This is a genomic window from Paenibacillus sp. VT-400 (genome assembly GCF_001029205.1).
GTDB classification, from domain to species: domain Bacteria; phylum Bacillota; class Bacilli; order Paenibacillales; family Paenibacillaceae; genus Paenibacillus; species Paenibacillus amylolyticus.
In genome coordinates, this window is sequence record NZ_LELF01000062.1 from 188,523 (window position 1) to 206,871 (window position 18,349).

Here is an 18,349-nt window from a genome sequence, read left to right on the forward strand (position 1 = left end):
GCGTATGGAGGGGTAGATAAACGGAGAGGGGCATTATTTTTACCATATTGTTCGTATACCTTTTGCAAAGGAGAGTCTTCAGATGAATCATCAAATTCCGGAATATACATTGAACGATGGCTTGAAAGTGCCTGCAATTGGATTTGGTACCTATAGTTTAAAAGGTGAAGAAGGCGTTAAATCGATCGCGTCCGCAATGGATGCGGGTTATCGATTAATTGATACGGCGTATAACTATGAGAATGAGGCAACGGTGGGCAGAGCAATCAAACAAAGCTCCATCGCCAGAGAAGATCTGCTCATTTCCTCGAAGCTGCCGGGGCGTTATCACGCTCATGATAAAGCACTCGTGGCAATCCAGGAATCCCTGTACAGAGCGGATCTGGATTATTACGACCTGTATCTGATTCACTGGCCCAATCCGAAAAAGGACATGTATGTCGAGGCATGGCAAGCACTGATCGAAGCCAAAAAACGTGGATATATCCGATCCATTGGAGTCAGCAACTTCCTGCCTGAGCACAATGAACGGCTGATTAAGGAAACGGGGATAGCGCCGAGTCTGAATCAGATTGAGCTGCATCCGTTCTTCGACCAAGCCGATCAGCGGGAACAGGATACAAAGCATGGCATCGTGAACGAATCCTGGAGTCCGATTGGACGTGGCAATGATGCCGTACAGGATATTCTGAAGGATGAGAACATTCTTCGGATTGCGGAAACGCATGGCAAAACGCCAACCCAGATCATTCTGCGCTGGCATGTTCAGCTTGGTTCTATTCCAATTCCGAAGGCTGGCTCCTTACAGCATCAGCAGGAAAATATCGATATATTCGATTTTGAGTTGAGCACAGAAGAGATGCAGGTCATCTCTACATTTAATCGTCCGGATGGACGGTTGTGGGATCAGGACCCAAGCGAGTACGAAGAATTTTAAAGAACGACAAATGAAGGGCTGCTCCCATGTCAGATATGACAGGAAGCAGCCCTTTATTGTTGAAGCATATTAAGCAATGTTGCAGTTTTTCATGTTGCGTAATTTCTGTTTACTGTTCAGCAGGGATACGGAAAGTCAGAATCTCATACGGTTTGATATCAAAAGAAATTTGACCATTTTCCACGGCGCATTCCGCTTCGTTATTCTCGAGCAAATCACACGCGTACGCCGTAGCACCTGCTCCCTCAGGCAATTGCAGGGAAGCACGGCTGCGACGGCCGTGTGCTTCATAGAGACGGATGATCATATCATCGTTGTTCTCGGCTTTTTTGATAACCTCCAGCACGACATTATCCTGATCGACCGATGCAAGTGACCATGTTCCCGGCAACGTACCGGTTTGCGATGTAATCTCACGGGCAACCAACGGACGGTTGAGATCATAAGCAGCTTGGATGACACGTCCTTCACGGAAGTCGCCCTGATGCGGATAGAGCGCGTAGGTGAATACGTGCTGCTCTTTGTCGGCATTTTCATTCGGGTACGTTGCGCTCTTGATCAGCGACAGTCGCATCACCGAGTTATGAATATCATATCCGTATTTGCAGTCGTTCAGCAGAGCAGCACCGTACCCGTTCTCCGCCAGATCGGCCCACTTCTGCCCGCATACTTCAAATCGGGCTTGATCCCAGCTCGTATTACGGTGGGAAGCACGCTCAACGTTGCCGTACTGGATTTCGTAGACGGCCTTTTCACTCCAGATATCCAGCGGGAAAGCGGCTTTCAGCAGCAAATGCTCCTGCTTCCAATCCACAAACGTACGGAAATCAATCCGGCGCGTGTGCGCATAGAAGATGATCGTCTGCTCAATGACCGAGTCCAGGAACTGTCGCTTCACTTGAAGCACGGAACGTACCGGCCCACTTTCAACCCACTCCAGCGACTGCAGGTCATTAATCTCCCACATATGCTGTTCATAATAATCGTCAATGTTCCATGCCTCGTATTCCGCAGGTCGATCCTCGAACACTTGCAGCACGTTACCACGCTTGCCAGACTGGAGCAGCTCACGGCCCTCCAGCTTGTCCCATACGGATGTGAACTCGGCACTTTCATTCAGGTGAATATCGTACCAAGGTGTTTGGATATGGCGCCGATCTGCTTCCCACTGTGCAACCGAAACTCCCGCGACAAGCTCGTCTGTCAGATCTGGTGTGATTCGGAAAGATTTATACCCGGATGCAGGCACGTTCTCTGCAAGGAACACGAGGCCTCCCTCGGGAGTCCGCTGGCTTGGTACAGGGCGATCTCCATCATAGACGGTTACTTTTCTCGCAAAAGCAGGCAGTTCAACCACATCCGTCCGTACAAATCCGGTCGTGTTGAATACTACAATGGCTTCGCCATCAGATGTAATTTGGCTTGCAATGCCGTTCAGCGCACTGTCTTTCAGCTCATCCGTGACACGTAGCACTTCTTCATATTGCTCCTTGGAATCCACATATACCTGCTCAATGGAGCTGCCCGGGAGAATATCATGGAACTGGTTCAGCATCGTCAGCTTCCATGCATGCTCCAGTGCATCGGTTGGATAGGCCGCCTGTGCATTCGCCTGACGATGAATCATGGCATACAGCTCGGCATCAGCCAGCGCAAATTCGCTATGACGGTTGTACCGTTTGTTACGCGCCATAGAAGTATAGGTACCCCGGTGATACTCCAGATACAGCTCACCCGACCAGCGAGGAACGGAAGGAACATCAGCCAGATTTTGCTCCAGCTTCTCGAAAAACTCGCGTACAAAGGTACGTTTCACCGTGGGTACACCCGGCAATCCAATATCAAGTCGTCTGCCATGCTCCAGCATCTCTTCGGTTGGTCCACCGCCGCCATCTCCGAATCCGAAACATTGCAGGACATCTGCATTGATGTTTTTGTTCTGGTATCGCTGCCACGTACCTTTTACTTGCGAAGCATTAAACCGACCATTATAGGTCGTTTCGAAGCGACGCTGCCTGAAATCAGGGTGTTTGTCATAGTCTGTTGCTGTGATGAAATGGGTCAGGACTTCTGATCCGTCGATTCCTCGCCAGTACATCGTGTCGTTTGGAATCTGGTTTGTATCGTTCCAGGCGATTTTGGTTGTCATAAAATAATCAATGCCGCTCTTGCGCATAATCTGCGGCATCGCTGCACTATAACCAAATACATCCGGCAACCAGAGCACACGGTTCTCCACACCGAATTCTTCCTTGAAGAAACGTTTCCCGTATATAATCTGACGAATCATGGATTCACCCGAGATCAGGTTACAATCGGCTTCCAGCCACATTGAACCTTCCGCTTCCCAGCGGCCTTCGGCCACCTTTTCCTTAATTTTCTCATATAGGGATGGGTAGTCTGCTTTCAAGTACGCATACAGCTGGGGCTGAGAGGACATGAAGGTATACTCCGGGAACTTGTCCATCAAGTAGAGTACACTCGCAAAGCTACGAATGACCTTCTCCCTAGTCTGATCCAGCGTCCACAGCCATGCCACATCAATATGCGTGTGCCCGATACAGTGCACGGTAGGGATGTGATCACCGGCAGGGCGGATATCACCATAGACATAATCTTGCAGATATTGGCGTGCTTCCAGTACCGACGCATGGAATTCTGCGCTGTTTTCCTGGCGCAAATCCAGCAAATTCACGGCTTTATTCAGATGTTCGACTAACTTCAGCCGCTCCAGATCATCCTCACGCAGCAGATCCGCTGCATCCAGCGCAGCCTTGAGATCATAATACAAATCGGAGACTTGCTGATGATGCTCGGCGATATATACATTTAGAAAAACATCTGCGGCAGACGTACTGCAATATGCATATAATGCCAACTCAAACTCTTCGCCCTTCACCGCGGATGGAGTCAAGTCAATCTCCGTATGGTTAACATCCAGACCGCAGATTAATTCCCCATTGAGGAATGCCAGAAATTGCGGATTATCGTAATTCCAGATATCATCAGCACCGGTGACGATGGCACAAACGACCTTTTTTCCTTCCATATGATCCGGGATGCGAATCTTGGTTTTGAAGCAGCTGTGTACATCTTTACCACCCCAGCCATCACCCTTACGAAATACGTTCCAGGAGGAAGGGTCCTCATGCACCAGTTCCCAGGAGTGGTAACCACTTTCTTTATGATAAAGCTCAGGGATATATGTTTTTGAGGTTAGTCGTGCACGTTCCAAGTGTTTCACAATGGTATGGATTCGAGTATACAAGGAATTCATTTTCATGTTGGTTTCCCACCTTGGTTTGTAGTAAGTACAGGCTGTAGTCGTTGTTGGAGTGATAATACTGCAAGCGCTAACATATCAACTCTATCATAACAAAAGAGAAATGGGCGAAACTATGTATTGTATGCTGAAAATAACGTCTTTTTATTGCATTTCATGCTAAAATAAAATCATTAGAATCAGGATAGGGGGCATGTCCATGACACCATCGGTTTTGGCATACGAGCAAGGATATGCGATCCATGTGAACCAGCCTGGAGATTCACTTTTTTATCATCTGGATTATGACGAGCGCTCCCATGAACTGAATATGGAATTTCAGCATTTCCATGATTTCTATGAAATCTGTATCCTTCTCGATCGCACGGCTGCGCACATCATTGAGGGCAGTTTATATGAGATCCAGCCTCTGGATATCGTTCTGTTGCGGCCTTCATTGTTGCATAAAACGCAATATCCGAAGGGTGCCCCGCCGAAACGATTGATGATCACCTTTGCCATGCCACGTAATACACCTGGTCTTGAGAGCGGTTACACAGAGCTGTTTTCGATTTTTAATAAACCGGTCCCGATATTCCGATTTACAGAAGAAAGACGCAAGGAAGTCCTCGCGCCGATCAATGATATTTTTGCTATATCGCAGCAGCCTTCTGCACTTCAATCGGTTATGATTCATAGCAAGTTCGTGGAGTTTCTCTGTGACCTTCATCGTTACTCGGCAGAGAACGGGTATGTGCGTGAAGAGACAGGATCATCGATGTCCCGACGTATGTATGCCATTGCATCCTATATTCATAGTCATTATCAGCAGGATTTATCTCTGGATGAGGTATCCAAACGCTTTTATGTAAGTGCCCATCACTTGTCTCGCCAATTCAATAAGGTTACCGGCTTCACCTTCACGGAGTATGTGCAGATGACCCGTATTCGGAATGCCCAGCAATTGCTGCTGAATTCGAGTGAGAAAATCACAGATATTGCTGCACAGTGTGGGTTCACAAGCTTTTCCCAGTTCAACCGCATCTTCAACAAACAGAACGGAATGTCACCAAGTGCATATCGCCGAAGCAGACATTCACAGAGCGAGCGTGAAGTTATGCTTGTGGGTGAGAGACCCGAACCACTTGGGAGCCTAGAGTGAGAGGGACGAGGAGAGTGATGGACAGAACTAAAATCTACTTAACATGTTACTCTTTTCTGAATAGAAGCTTTTTATAAAAGAAAGAATAGAGAAGAGAAATGGTATATTGTTTGGTCCATATATTTACGATTCAGCTAGGGACAAACCGCCATCATACATCCGATATACTTTGTCACAATATTCAAGCATACGCTCATCATGGGTAACCATAATGGCCGCTTTTTGGCGTGATTTCACTTCTTGCGCGATTAGACTAACCACTTCATGGGCTCGTTTGGTATCCAAACTGGCGGTTGGTTCATCGGCTAAGATGATGTTGGGATTATTCATTAAAGAACGAGCAATGGCTGTCCGTTGTTTCTCACCACCGGATAACTCTCCGGGAAAACTTTTTAACTTCAAACCCAGCCCCAGTTCTTCCAACAGCTTGGTGGCAAATGCCTTATCCTCTTTTTTAATCGTCCCCGCCATTCTTTTTACAACTAGCAGTTGATCCAGAACATTTAGATAGGGAACTAGATTTGAAGATTGCATAATAAATCCAACTTCTTGCAACCTTATATTAGATAACTCTTTCTCCGTAAGCTTCGAAATATGATTTCCGTTTAGTTGAATATCTCCTTCGGAGGCTTTCAGCATGGCCCCAGCAATAGATAAGAATGTACTTTTACCAGAACCAGAAGGTCCAACTACAGCAACAAACTCCCCCGGTTCCACGGATATGGATACATGATCAAGCGCGGTGATCCGATTGTTTCCTTCGGCATAATACATGGTGACTTCCCGCATGTGCAGTCCCTTACTCATTATTCAACCCTCCCGAGCGCCTTAAGCGGATCAATCTTAGTAATTTTGCGAACAGATACCAGTGAACTTAACATAGCAATAACCAGCAAGATAACAGAATAATTGAAGACAAGACTGGTTTCCAGCTTAAATGGCATTCCTTTTGGCATAATTGCTGCTGTCCCATAAGTCAGCAAGATTCCAACAACAATACTAGTCAGCGAAAGTACAAACACTTGCGAGATAATGGCTTTTCCCAAGAAACGGTTACTAGCGCCTATCGCTTTCATAATGCCAAACTGGTTAGTTTTTTGCATCGTAATGACATAGAAGAATACCCCGAGTACAAATGCAGAGATCGCGAGTAGAAATGCAAGCATCATTAGAATCGTACCGTTCTCTTCTTTGTATCCTGGCATTCCTTGTACAGCTGCTGCTCGGGTAACTGTATCTGTGCTGGATAACTCTTTATTTATAGCTTCTGGATCAATATTTTCGCCTTGTAACATGATCGCATTAACCGGTCCGGCAATTCCTTTATCTGAACCTGGAGCCGCGAAGGCAATCTTCCGCCATTCAGCCATTGGGGTAAATACGGATGCAACGTGGTTATACGTCTGATTCTCCACAAATCCGATAATCGTCAATGATTCCGTCGTGCCATCCAGTTGAAAGGTGTCCCCAATATTATAGCCCTCATCTTTTAGGGTTGAATTCACCACGACACCCGTAGGGTTATCGGAAGACAGGCTTTTACCTTCTACAATAGCTGGTTCCAGGAAGCTTCCTGGGTCAATTCCTATAATCGCTATATCTACCTTATCTTCATTCTTGGTGCTATTCTCTTTCAGTGCCGTTGCCATCGTACTTCCCATGGGTGCAGCAGCATCCACATTTGGCAGTTTTTCTGCCTCAGCGACCAATTGATCTGACAGCAGCGACTTGCTCATTGAAGACTGTGACCCTTCTTCAAAGATGACATAATCAGCCTTCATGGTCTTGAATGTTGATGCGGCTAGCGTAGATAATCCATTTCCCAGACCGGATAAAATAAATACCAACCAAGCCATTAGTACGAAGATAATGATAATCATCAAAAACTTCATTTTACTATGCATTAACTCCTTCATCGCTAAAAACATGATCTGTTCAACTCCTTCTTTCATTTTTGTTGACACAAGTGTCAAATTAGAGGTGTAGCCACGTGGTTTATATAATTAAACGATATAAATGACACATGTGTCAAATTTAATCCAAGAATAAATCTAGCTCTTGGCTCCACCAACCCACATTTGAAACAACAGCTTCCCCCAATCAGGCGTAGGGATATTCATCATGTTAGGCGTATTAATTAAGTTGAAGAAAACACCAACAAGTACAGGTAGAGGAATATCTTGCCGGAGGGCCTGATCCTGCTGTGCACGTTCAAATAAGCGTGATAATTGAATTTTTAGGGTCCTATGTGCTTCCTCAATAAATTCAAGATCTATCGCTGCCGCAGCAGAATTAGTTGTATTAATTTTACTGGCATCTCCCAGAAGTTGATGGAGCTTAGATTCTTCTGCGTAGATCAGAAGCAGTTGCTCAAGAGCATCCATTGGATCAGTCTCATCAATGGCTAATGAATTCTCTAATACGGTTGATATGGAGCGCTTCATGCAAGCAGCAACGATCTCTTCTTTATTCGCGTAATATTGATATATCGTGCTCCGGGCTCCAGACAGATGCTGTGAGAGCAGCTTGAGATGAAAACCGTCATAGCCATGCTCAAGTACTAATTTTTTAGTTGTGTCGAGTAGCTCTGTTTCAGTAAAAGATTGTTTTCGTCCCATTAAATCTCTTCCTTTTTATCATTTAAAGTCAGTGTGAACTTCACGCAATCGATGTGTACTGCAGGTTTACAGGAGTTCTTCACTTTACTTGCTTATTATGATCAGTTTAGCATATGTTTGATGGCCATAATACCAACCAAGACTATTGGTCTGAATAAATGGGTGGACGATATACAAAAAGGCAAACCCTTGAACTTACAGAGGGTTTGCCTTTTTCCTTCTATTTATTGAATACCGAATATATACCGATACGAATACAATTGATCTTACGATCAGACTCACGCATGTACCGAATGAATCTTGATGTTATCCTCGATCCTTCGGCGCCAGCTCAATAGCAGAGCGGATGGCAGCCAGCATGCTTTTATCATCTGCGATATTTTTGCCAGCGATATCAAAGGCCGTACCGTGGTCAACAGACGTACGGATGATACCACCTTTCAGGCCAACGGTGATGTTCACACCTTCCTCAATGCCCATCACCTTGATCGGTGCATGACCTTGGTCGTGGTAGCAGGCTACAACGATATCGAAGTCACCGCGACCAGCGCGGAAGAAGAGTGTGTCCGCCGGGAGTGGACCAACGACGTTAATGCCTTCCTGCTGCGCACGCTCAATGCCGGGCTGCAGTTTCTCTTCTTCTTCACCATTACCGAACAAGCCGTTCTCTCCGGCATGAGGATTGATTCCGCATACGGCAACGCGCGGATTCTCAAAGCCTGCTTTTTTCAACGTATCATGAGCAAGCTTCACAACGGTGTAGGTTCTTTCCGGGTTAATACTTGCAATAGCATCGATCAGACCCATGTGTGTTGTCAGGTGAATAACGCGCAGATTCGGCGTGGTCAGCATCATCGAGAAGTCTTGTGTATCCGTCAGGTCTGCCAGAATCTCGGTGTGCCCCGGATACAGGTGCCCGCCCTGATGAAGAGCTTCCTTGTTCAATGGCGCGGTGCAGATGGAGTGAATCTGCTGTTTTTTGGCAAGATCAATGGCTTTGGCGAGAAACTGGAATGCTGCATCTCCAGCCACGGCAGATACTTTACCGTATTCCAGATCCGCAGGAACGAGGTTCAGATCAATCACATCCACAGTACCGAATTCATACTTGGCTTCAGAAGGCTCTTGAATCGCGTTAACGTTCAGACTTGAACCGATGACAGGCAACACACGCTCCAGAATCTTCGCATCACCGATAACGAGTGGATTGCACTGATTGTACATCTCTTGATGACCCAGTGCTTTCATAATAATCTCCGGTCCAATACCTGCTGCGTCGCCCATCGTAATTCCAATTGTAGGTTTCATACGAGAATACCCCCTTTTAATTTTTGAATCGCATGGATAAAGACATCCGGTTTGCCGAATCCGCCTGCTTTGGTAATCACATGCAGATCATCAATCCCGATAAACTTGGAGATCGGCACGCCGATTTCAAGCTCATCCAGCAGCTCGAAGCCGCTAATATTCCATTTCAGACAGATTTGTTTTGCCGTATCGCCACCGGTCATGGATACCCCTTTGAAAAGTCCCTCTTCCAGCAGTCTGGCACAGATCTCACCCATCGCAAGTACAATCTCGTTGCTGACTTCCGTGTGATTGAGACCACGAATTTCGCCCGTTGCTCGTGCCAGTTCGATATCCACCTGTTCAGCGGTGGAGTAGAGGACAACATCTTGTCCTTCCAGCGCTTTGTCTCGAACCTCGTTATAGACACGTTCCATCTCTTCCGTGCGGTCTGCGGTTGCGGATACCGCTTTGAAAGAATGGAAGGAGACTGAAGCTACGCGGGACTTGCGCATCAAGCGATGCAGCTGCTCGCGGGAGTTTTTGTTCACGCTGCCAACCACCGTTAGGATTGGACCGGAATTCTCCGGGATATCAAGTGACGCAGCCCTGGATTCCAACTCGTAATGTGCGGGGAGGTAATTGGCAATGCCCGCCGAACCTGCCCAAGTAAAGGTATACTCCAACTCACGAGTCATCTGCAGAATCAGTTCCAGATGTCTTTCTTCGGTGGAGTCCACCATTACATACGGGATATTCTTTGTTTTCAACTGCTCTAGCTTGGTGCGAATATGATTCTGCCCGGCTTCCAGATCGGCGACGGTGATCTCGCCAACTTCGTACTTGGTCTGTTGTTTCAACAAGTCCGGAAGGTAGGAAATCGTTACAGGTGTCTTCGGATCATGGGCAATTTCAGTATCTGCCAGCGGAACGCCGTTCAGGTAATGAATTCCTTCCAATATCGTCCGGTTATTTTTTGGATAACCCGGGGCAATCATCATAAAGTCCGGCTTTACGACATCATATACAGCATCAATCTCGATGCCGATATTACCACGCATGGTGGAGTCCATTTTTTTGAAAATCGTCTCAAATCCGTTGTTCGTCAGCAATTCAGCAGCCCGATATACACGGTCATACGCTTCCTGCGAGGATATGGAACGACTATCTGTATCAAAGACGACGGCATCGTAACGTGTAAGAGGGCCTTCATCTATATTAAAAAGAACACTGGTCTTTAAGCCGTGACGGGCAAGCTGCACCCCGCTGTCATTGGCACCGGTCAAATCATCTGCAATAATGGCTAATTTCATGCAGTCATCCCTCCTTGTAAGCACAATTTAATAAAAAGTCCGTTCAGATCATCCATTAAGCACAGATTAAGCAAATTAAATCAGGTGATACCCATTTATGTGGTTGGTCGTTGATTGTATTTCTCTACTCCACCTGATTTCTCTAATCGTTTGGAGAGGAACCCGATGAAGATCGGCAACAGGATGGCTGTTGTTACAACGCTCGCTGCAATTTGCACCGTAGCAATCTCGGCAATTGGGCCAAATGAAGCATTAGCAGCCACGATGGCAGCAGGTGTACCTACGGCATTCCCTGCAGTTGAACCTTCGGAAGCACCCACGATGGGGTTCCAGCCGATGGCTTTAAAGAGCAGGAAACCGATTCCGCCCGTTAATAACACGGTTAACACACCCAGTAAAATTCCGCTAAGACCACCTTGAATGATGGAGGAGAAGCTAATGTTCATACCCAGAGCAAATGCAAAGAACGGAACAAGTTTGTCACTGCCTTTATGCAGCCATTCCGCCAGATTACGGTCCAGATTACCAATAATGACACCAACGATGAGTGGAAGCAATACCGCAACAAAGGCCATAGGGGAAAACATACCGTTTGCAAAACCCATCGCACCAAAGATGGAGAGCGCTACCATGGTCAGGAAAGGACCATCACTGAGAGCGAGGAAAGGGTAGGCTGCTTTGTCATCTTCTTTCCCGTATTGGCCGGCGAGAGCAATGTACAAACCGCCATTAGAGTTAGTCATCGCAGCAATAATGGCAAGCGGGGCCAGACCGAGAAATAACCCGTTTGAATCCGCGAACAAAATAGCGATAAAACCAAGGGCTGCACCAATCACCCATTTGAACGTAAGCAAGGTCAAACCTTTGCCGACAGAGGAACCTGCTGTTTTAAACGTAATCTGTGTACCCGCAATGAACAGGAACAGGGCAATCAAAGTACTGGCACTGTTAACAAAAAGTGCTTCCGTGAATCCGCCAATGCGCAGGGCATTCGGGAAGAATGTATTAATGGTTGCACCAAGTAACAGGGGAACGACCATCATACCGCCAGGGATGCGATCTAAAGTTGCTTTAATGTTCATAGTAGTAGCTCCTTATGAAGTAATCGTTTTTATGAAGCGCTTGCAGGGATTATATTATCCCATATCGTTTAATATAGCAACAATAAATTATTGTAAATTTTAAATACGCTGTTAACTGTTTAAAAATGCAACACATAAAAGCGATAAAAAAGACGCAAACTTAAAGTTAATCTTTAAGTTTACGCCATAATGTGGCCCGGTTAATCCCCAGACGCTCTGCGGCCTTTGATTGATTGTTATTTTCCTCCTGAAGCACGAACTGAATAACTTCTTTCTCAATCTCCTTCAGCGTACCGTTCAACTTCATTGGGCTTGAAGAAGGTTGCTGATCCAGCAAGCGGGACAAGGTAGCCGTGGTGATTACATAATCTTGTTCGTTGAGTGCAGCCTGCTTGATCAGATGTTTCAGCTGGTTGACATTCATATGTGTGATCTGATCTTGGATCAGCTGTAGAGCATCTTCTTTGATTCTCACCGCAGTAGTTCCGTATTTGTGGTAGTAATCCGTCAGGAAATGCTGCATCAGTGGAGCCAGATCTTCTGGTCTATCCGCAAGATTTGGCATCATGATTGTATTAAGCTCCAGATCAAGTGACCACTGCGGGTTCATTATCTGTTCCCCGAGTATAAACACCCCAATCTGATTTTGAAGGCAGCTCTGGATAAAGGCGAGCAACTCCGGATCTTCCATACGTGTTTCCATGTGGTTAATTTCTACATTTCTAACCTTGGCGAGTGGTATCTTGTGCAAATGACCGGGCGGAACTTGCGAGAGATCCATCTGTAATAACAGTCCACCACCGGAGTACATCTGATGAATATGTTTGACCAGAAAAGATTTACCGGAATCTGCTTCACCCCGCAGAAAGATCGGTTCATGATTCTCGTAAAGTGCTCGCATGTTCTTCAATACCGCCTGCATGGCAGGGGATTCGGCAACGATAGGCTCCATCGATGCGTCGGTGAACGTTGTGATGCCGAATTGTGCAAAGGCATAGGGTTGTCCTTTTTCCAGCATATATACCTTGTAGTTCTTGTTGTCCAGGGTCGTTTCATAGGCGTTAACCGTGAGCTGGTAATCATCCACCATGAACACATTTTGGATCTGGGATTGATGGAACTCCAGGCTGGTGTTGGTCAGATATATGTGATTATCGGTCAGTGGATTTTTCCCAAAATCGGTCAGGTTCTCGAATACAACTTCATTCCGTTCATTTAAAATAAGTAAATTGGGGTGTTCCCGTGTAACCAGGTCATTCAAGATGATCGATATCGCATGATTTTTGCTCAAATAACGGTAGACCAGCTGTGCATCCTCCATCGCTCTAAGGATGGATTCCTGTCCGGATTGGATTAACAACCCCTCCAGACCGTAGGTCTTCGCGGTGTTGACGGTGATCACATCTCCGACAATCTGTCGGTACCCGGAAGCTTTCAACTCCAAGAGTAATCGTGCCACATCTTCCGAGCTATGTATGGTATAGACCTTGAGGGGCAGATCCATCAGATCAATAATCGATTGTGCACCAGAGGTGATGTTGGAGAAGCCAACAATGGCTGTTTGGCCGTTAAACTGGCTTGCCAGTGTAAGTGAACGAATCATATCATAGCCCGATAACTGCATATCAATGACGGGAATGGTCACTGCTTTTTTAATGAGTTGGGCGGTTCCGCCGCGGCTGATGATAATCTCTGCACCATTTTTCTCAGCTTGAGTTGCTAATTCCACACCGTTTGCCAAGTCGCCCACGTCCGTCTGAATGGTTAACTGGGGAAAGCGAGGAATGCACTCTTGTATAATAGGAATCATCGATTCGTAGGGAGCAATAAAGTGAACTCGTGTACGCATATTTTTCCTGCCTTTATAGAAAACTTTGATCCCCTTATTATAGCCAACTTGCGAAGGAATGGCACCTATGGGGGAACCAGCCCTATTGTGTCTGCAAAATGCCTGTGTGTTATGCCTTCATAACTCTCCGAGTGGAATGTGATGAAGTGCACTGAATCGAATCGTTATCTATCTCAAAATTAATGCATAGTTGCACATGATAAGTGTGGAGAAGCGAGGAGATTTCATATGGGAGACATTCATAAAGTGGCTGAGCCGGATCACATCATTAAGGATGTTGTCGGGAAGTTCCCGTGCAGGGTGCTGTGGAGTGAGGGCCGTCCATGTCTGGAGTATCAGAGGGAAGAGGATGTGTCGTTAATAACCGAATACGTCCATAAAACGTATAACGTTGAGCTATTGGATGTGTTTTTCACAGCGGTGGAGAGCCTTCCGGTGGAGCCATAGATTTAGGTAGGGATTTGTGGATTGCGAGAAAGGATTAGTACTTGAGATTTTGTGTGTTTATGCAAGGTTATAAGGCGACACTATAAGTGCTCGTCTTTTTCTTATATTGCTCCATCATTAACTTACTTTGGATCGTAGTAACTCCACTTGCCATCGTGAAATGTGAAACGTATGTGGGCGTATTCATGTATTATAGTATACATATGAACTTTTCGGAGGAGGAACAAGTAATGGGAATCTTATCGAGGTTTAAAGACGTGATGAAGGCCAATGTGAACCACATGTTGTCTCGGGCGGAAGACCCGGAGAAAAGTGTGAATGAATATATGCGCAGCCTGAGCAGTGATCTGGGTCAGGTGAAGGCTGAAACGACAGCGGTGCTGTCGGATGAGAGCCGGGCGAAGCGAGCATTGGATGAGTGTAGCGCCGAGGTCAAGAAATTACAGCGGTATGCGGAAAAATCAGCGGAGTCGGGAGACGAAGACAAGGCACGTGGTTTTCTGGAGAAGAAAGTGAAGCTGGCTGACAAATTGAATGAATTACAAGCCGCCTATGAACGTGCTTCCGCCAAAGCCAAGATGATGAAGCATATGAACGATAAACTGGTTGCAGATCTGGGGCAACTGGAAGCGCGACATGCAGAACTGAAAGGTCGCATGGCAGATGCAAAGGCGCAGCAACAGACCAACGAACGGAATGCATCTGCGGGCAGAGCTGATGCTGCATTGAAGGCCATGGAAGACAAGGCGAATCAGGCGCTGAACGAAGCAGAGGCTTTGGCAGAACTTCGTGCTGGGACACAGGAAGATGATTTGGACGAATTAATTGCCCAGTTGGAGAGGGACATGAACGCAGATGCGGGTAATAATGAGAATGCGTCGCCAAGTGCAGAGGAAGAACTCGCAGCGATTCAGGAAAAGCTGAATAATAAGTAATACGTTACACCATTTCGTTAACATTGAGGTGAGCAGATGCCGGTTATTGAATATAAATGTCCAAACTGCGGCAGTGGTATGATCTTTGACAGTGTGTCAGGTGCATTATCCTGTCCCAGCTGCGGCCGCCAGGACAACATAGAGCAGATCCCCGATCCCTTGAAAAGACAAGTATTCACCGAAAACGAGGTCAAAGAATACCACTGTAACAGCTGCGGAGCTGACATTGTGACAGAACCGGAGACCAGTGCGACGACATGTAGTTTCTGCGGTGCAGCGGTTGTACTCAGTGATCGGCTGACGGGCAATCTGGCCCCCGCGATGGTGATTCCCTTTTCGATCAACAAGGATCAAGCCAAGCAGGCTTTCAAAAAGTGGTGCAAAAACGGCCTGTTAACGCCAAGTGGCTTCATGTCCGCCGATCGGATTCAGAGCATTACCGGCATGTACGTGCCGTTTTGGTTGTATGAGTTACATAACAAAATCGAAGTGCATGGTCGTGGCACCAAGGTCAGATCCTACACCCAGGGCGACTACCATTACACGGAAACACAGCATTTTGATATATACCGCCGGATTCGGCTGAATTACGTGAACCTGCCCATCGATGCATCGGAGAAAATGAAAGATGAACTGATGGATAAGCTTGAGCCTTTTCCATATAATCAGCTGAAATTGTTCAAGACCCCGTATCTGGCGGGGTACATTGCGGAAAAATACAGTTATACGGACGAGGAACTTTTCCCACGGGCCAAGGATAAAACAAGATCGTACATTGATTCTTATATTGCTTCAACCGTGTCTGGTTATAGCAGTGTGAGCTACACGGATAAACAGATTGATACCACGCTCAAAAATGCAGACTATGTGCTGCTCCCGGTGTGGATGGTCAACTATGACTACAATCGGGCACAGTATACCTTTGCCATGAATGGTCAGACAGGTAAAGTGGTCGGCAAACCACCGATCAGCAAAGCCAAAGTGGCCGGATGGTTCGCAGGAGTCTCTGCGGTCTCGTTACTGTCACTGAAGCTGGTTTCCTGGATGATGGGAGGTGGATTCTTATGAGAAAAAGAACCCCTCTGGCCGTGATGGCTACGCTCATTTTACTTATGATAACCCTTGTTGCTCCGTTGATTCCCATGTCATCGGCATCCGCAGCGGAGAGCAAAAATCTCATCTACGATGAGGCCAACCTGCTGAGTGAGCAGGAGAAAAGTGAATTGAATCTACTTGCGAATCAGTATGGCGCTGAACGGCAGACGGACTTTGTTATTTTGACAACAAATAATGTTGAGAATCAGGATATTATACTCTTAACTGAAGATTTTTATGATGAGCAGAGGCTAGGATACGATAAAGAACATGGTAATGCTGTCATATTGACGATGGACATGAATAATCGTGAAGTATATTTGGCTGGGTTTTATAAGGCAAAAGAGTATCTGGACGATCAGCGGCTTGATGCTATCCGTACCCGAATTACCTCTGAATTGTCCAATGGAGATTATAAACTCGCATTTGAGAAATATATTGAGCTCTCTTACAAATATATGGGGTATGAACCTGGTGTGAATCCAAACAATATTTTGTTCAACGGTTGGTTTCAGTTGGGAGTATCTGTGATTCTTGGCGGTATTGTTGTTGGTATTATGACCTATCGTTCCGGGGGACGTGTCACGGTCAATCGTGCGACTTATGAAGATTCAAGCAATTCCAGTGTAATTGATCGTCAGGATCGTTATATCCGTACAACCGTAACCAAGCGCAAAATCGAGAAGAACAATAACAACGGTGGCGGAGGCGGCGGTGGAGGTACCTCCCGAGGTGGTCACTCACACAGTGGAAGTAGAGGGTCGTTTTAGTAACTGAGTAATCGGATTACGTTAAATAGAAGGGATGGAAATGAATATGGGATTTTTCAGAAATCAATTTTCGAATGTGGTGGAATGGGAAGAGTTCAGAGATGACATGATATTTTGGAAGTGGAGTAACCGAGAGATCAAGAAGGGGAGTAAACTCATCATCCGTTCCGGTCAGGACGCCATTTTTCTGAATAACGGTAAAGTGGAAGGAATTTTCGAGGACGAAGGATCATTTAATATCGATTCCGAGATCATTCCGTTTCTTTCTACCTTAAAAGGGTTCAAATTCGGATTCAACAGTGGCATGCGGGTCGAAGTCTTGTTTGTAAATACAAAAGAGTTCACTGTGCGCTGGGGCACACAAAGTCCGGTGTTAATTCCAACACCACAGCTCCCGGGTGGGATGCCGATTCGGGCGAACGGAACATTTAATTTCAAAGTAAATGACTATGTCACCCTGATTGATAAGATTGCAGGCATCAAACAAAGTTATCTGGTGGAGGATGTCAAAATCCGTATCACTTCCGTGCTGGATCAGCTTCTAATGAAGTGGATTAGCCGTGAAGGGAAGGATATGTTCAACCTGCAGGCCAATGCATCGGATATTGCCAAAGGTATTCAGGAAGATCTGGATATGCAGATGATGGACATCGGGATTGGGATTACCGGTTTTCAGGTGATGAGCTTCAATTATCCGAAAGAGATTCAGGATATGATTACAAAGACCGCTTCGCATGAGATGATTGGTAATCTGCAAAAGTATCAACAGGTCAGCATGACAGACGGCATCTCATCCGGTAAAGTACAGGGCGGCGGCGCGGCCTCAGATATGGCTGGTATGATGATGGGTATGAACATGGCCAATGAAATGATGAAAAACATGAACCAAGGCCAAAACCAGAACAATAATTCCAATTCGTCTCAGAATCAAAATAACGACCAGAAACCAGCGGGAAATAGCAACGGTGAGTCAAATACATCTTCATCTACAGAAGGCAACAAGAAGCCAAACTTCTGCCCGAACTGTGGAGCCAAAAATGAAGGAGCCAACTTCTGTCCGAATTGTGGTCAAAAGCTGGGCTAATTAAATAAATACATGTAGGGCTAGGTTCGTAGTAAGTGAAATTACTGCGGAGCTAGCCCTTTTTTTGTTTGGAGTCATACTTAAAGCAACATGGAGTAGAGCAGAGGAACGGGTGCAGTAATTTAATTTTGATAAAAGAGTTGACAACCGCTCATAAATCATTTATCTTTAACTTAAGATATTTAATTTAAATATAAATAGCAAACCAAACAAATATCTTTAATCCATTACACAAGGAGAGATCAAGATGATGATCCCAACATTGACCAGAATAAATGAACTTTCAAGAAAAGCCAAAGAGGGCGGATTGACGGGGATGGAGAAAGAGGAACAGGTTCGTCTTCGCCAGGAATATCTGCAAACTTTTCGCGGTTCGGTCAACGACATTCTGCTGAATGCAACCATCTATGATCCAAACGGCGATGACGTTACTCCTGATAAATTGAAACAAAAACAGGCCAATCAAAATAACGACTAGAATACAATTCGCTAGATCATATATCTTAAT

Annotated in this window: 16 protein-coding genes; 8 read left to right on the plus strand and 8 right to left on the minus strand. The window is 45.9% G+C overall.

All coding sequences use genetic code 11. The features are described 5' to 3' along the window. The first annotated feature begins 82 nt into the window (after positions 1-82). On the plus strand, positions 83-937 hold the full coding sequence (locus EL84_RS09335; protein ID WP_047841475.1) for an aldo/keto reductase: 855 nt from the start codon (positions 83-85) through the stop codon (positions 935-937). 109 nt (positions 938-1,046) lie between these two features. Here the strand turns inward: EL84_RS09335 and EL84_RS09340 are convergent, their stop codons facing one another. Next, a complete protein-coding gene (locus tag EL84_RS09340; RefSeq protein WP_082218931.1) occupies positions 1,047-4,220 on the minus strand; it encodes an alpha-mannosidase in 3,174 nt (1,057 codons plus the stop codon). Between the two features lie 199 nt (positions 4,221-4,419). Between EL84_RS09340 and EL84_RS09345 the strand changes: the two genes are divergently transcribed. Continuing rightward, a complete protein-coding gene (locus tag EL84_RS09345; RefSeq protein ID WP_047841476.1) occupies positions 4,420-5,361 on the plus strand; it encodes a helix-turn-helix domain-containing protein in 942 nt (313 codons plus the stop codon). 123 nt (positions 5,362-5,484) lie between these two features. Here the strand turns inward: EL84_RS09345 and EL84_RS09350 are convergent, their stop codons facing one another. The 7 genes from EL84_RS09350 to EL84_RS09380 form a co-directional block, all read right to left on the minus strand. Continuing rightward, a complete protein-coding gene (locus EL84_RS09350) occupies positions 5,485-6,168 on the minus strand; it encodes an ABC transporter ATP-binding protein (RefSeq protein ID WP_047841477.1) in 684 nt (227 codons plus the stop codon). Next, positions 6,168-7,289 carry an ABC transporter permease gene (locus EL84_RS09355; RefSeq protein WP_047841478.1) on the minus strand — a complete coding sequence of 374 codons (1,122 nt, stop codon included), beginning with the start codon at positions 7,287-7,289 and terminating at the stop codon, positions 6,168-6,170. Before EL84_RS09355 ends, EL84_RS09350 begins: the two co-directional genes overlap by 1 nt. Before the next feature lie 123 nt (positions 7,290-7,412). Continuing rightward, positions 7,413-7,979, minus strand: coding sequence for a TetR/AcrR family transcriptional regulator (locus tag EL84_RS09360; RefSeq protein ID WP_047841479.1), 567 nt, complete (start codon positions 7,977-7,979; stop codon positions 7,413-7,415). 306 nt (positions 7,980-8,285) lie between these two features. Further along, positions 8,286-9,287, minus strand: coding sequence for a 4-hydroxythreonine-4-phosphate dehydrogenase PdxA (gene pdxA, locus EL84_RS09365; RefSeq protein ID WP_047841480.1), 1,002 nt, complete (start codon positions 9,285-9,287; stop codon positions 8,286-8,288). Continuing rightward, positions 9,284-10,579: a four-carbon acid sugar kinase family protein gene (locus tag EL84_RS09370; protein WP_047841481.1), complete on the minus strand. Its 1,296-nt coding sequence runs from the start codon at positions 10,577-10,579 to the stop codon at positions 9,284-9,286. The genes pdxA and EL84_RS09370 overlap by 4 nt, the downstream gene beginning before the upstream one ends. Positions 10,580-10,674: 95 nt before the next feature. Continuing rightward, positions 10,675-11,661 carry a 2-keto-3-deoxygluconate permease gene (locus EL84_RS09375; protein WP_036616292.1) on the minus strand — a complete coding sequence of 329 codons (987 nt, stop codon included), beginning with the start codon at positions 11,659-11,661 and terminating at the stop codon, positions 10,675-10,677. Positions 11,662-11,827: 166 nt separating this feature from the next. Further along, positions 11,828-13,510, minus strand: a complete 1,683-nt coding sequence (locus EL84_RS09380; RefSeq protein ID WP_047841482.1) for a sigma-54-dependent transcriptional regulator — start codon at positions 13,508-13,510, stop codon at positions 11,828-11,830. Between the two features lie 228 nt (positions 13,511-13,738). Between EL84_RS09380 and EL84_RS09385 the strand changes: the two genes are divergently transcribed. From EL84_RS09385 to EL84_RS09410, 6 genes are all read left to right on the plus strand, one after another. Further along, on the plus strand, positions 13,739-13,957 hold the full coding sequence (locus tag EL84_RS09385; RefSeq protein ID WP_047841483.1) for a hypothetical protein: 219 nt from the start codon (positions 13,739-13,741) through the stop codon (positions 13,955-13,957). Between the two features lie 230 nt (positions 13,958-14,187). Beyond that, positions 14,188-14,892, plus strand: a complete 705-nt coding sequence (locus tag EL84_RS09390) for a PspA/IM30 family protein (protein ID WP_047841484.1) — start codon at positions 14,188-14,190, stop codon at positions 14,890-14,892. 36 nt (positions 14,893-14,928) lie between these two features. Further along, on the plus strand, positions 14,929-15,960 hold the full coding sequence (locus tag EL84_RS09395; protein WP_047841485.1) for a hypothetical protein: 1,032 nt from the start codon (positions 14,929-14,931) through the stop codon (positions 15,958-15,960). After that, positions 15,957-16,757: a TPM domain-containing protein gene (locus tag EL84_RS09400; RefSeq protein WP_047841486.1), complete on the plus strand. Its 801-nt coding sequence runs from the start codon at positions 15,957-15,959 to the stop codon at positions 16,755-16,757. The genes EL84_RS09395 and EL84_RS09400 overlap by 4 nt, the downstream gene beginning before the upstream one ends. A gap of 46 nt (positions 16,758-16,803) precedes the next feature. Further along, a complete protein-coding gene (locus EL84_RS09405; RefSeq protein ID WP_047841543.1) occupies positions 16,804-17,841 on the plus strand; it encodes an SPFH domain-containing protein in 1,038 nt (345 codons plus the stop codon). Between the two features lie 250 nt (positions 17,842-18,091). After that, on the plus strand, positions 18,092-18,319 hold the full coding sequence (locus tag EL84_RS09410; protein ID WP_047841544.1) for a DUF896 domain-containing protein: 228 nt from the start codon (positions 18,092-18,094) through the stop codon (positions 18,317-18,319). Positions 18,320-18,349: the final 30 nt, after the last annotated feature.

Coding starts and splice junctions, on each gene's coding strand:
- EL84_RS09355 (WP_047841478.1), bottom strand. CDS start 7,289: ATGTTTTTAGCGATGAAGGAGTTAATGCATAGTAAAATGAAGTTTTTG.
- EL84_RS09350 (WP_047841477.1), bottom strand. CDS start 6,168: ATGAGTAAGGGACTGCACATGCGGGAAGTCACCATGTATTATGCCGAA.
- EL84_RS09375 (WP_036616292.1), bottom strand. CDS start 11,661: ATGAACATTAAAGCAACTTTAGATCGCATCCCTGGCGGTATGATGGTC.
- EL84_RS09335 (WP_047841475.1), top strand. CDS start 83: ATGAATCATCAAATTCCGGAATATACATTGAACGATGGCTTGAAAGTG.
- EL84_RS09380 (WP_047841482.1), bottom strand. CDS start 13,510: ATGCGTACACGAGTTCACTTTATTGCTCCCTACGAATCGATGATTCCT.
- EL84_RS09410 (WP_047841544.1), top strand. CDS start 18,092: ATGATCCCAACATTGACCAGAATAAATGAACTTTCAAGAAAAGCCAAA.
- EL84_RS09390 (WP_047841484.1), top strand. CDS start 14,188: ATGGGAATCTTATCGAGGTTTAAAGACGTGATGAAGGCCAATGTGAAC.
- EL84_RS09395 (WP_047841485.1), top strand. CDS start 14,929: ATGCCGGTTATTGAATATAAATGTCCAAACTGCGGCAGTGGTATGATC.
- EL84_RS09385 (WP_047841483.1), top strand. CDS start 13,739: ATGGGAGACATTCATAAAGTGGCTGAGCCGGATCACATCATTAAGGAT.
- EL84_RS09345 (WP_047841476.1), top strand. CDS start 4,420: ATGACACCATCGGTTTTGGCATACGAGCAAGGATATGCGATCCATGTG.
- EL84_RS09405 (WP_047841543.1), top strand. CDS start 16,804: ATGGGATTTTTCAGAAATCAATTTTCGAATGTGGTGGAATGGGAAGAG.
- EL84_RS09360 (WP_047841479.1), bottom strand. CDS start 7,979: ATGGGACGAAAACAATCTTTTACTGAAACAGAGCTACTCGACACAACT.
- pdxA (WP_047841480.1), bottom strand. CDS start 9,287: ATGAAACCTACAATTGGAATTACGATGGGCGACGCAGCAGGTATTGGA.
- EL84_RS09340 (WP_082218931.1), bottom strand. CDS start 4,220: ATGAAAATGAATTCCTTGTATACTCGAATCCATACCATTGTGAAACAC.
- EL84_RS09370 (WP_047841481.1), bottom strand. CDS start 10,579: ATGAAATTAGCCATTATTGCAGATGATTTGACCGGTGCCAATGACAGC.
- EL84_RS09400 (WP_047841486.1), top strand. CDS start 15,957: ATGAGAAAAAGAACCCCTCTGGCCGTGATGGCTACGCTCATTTTACTT.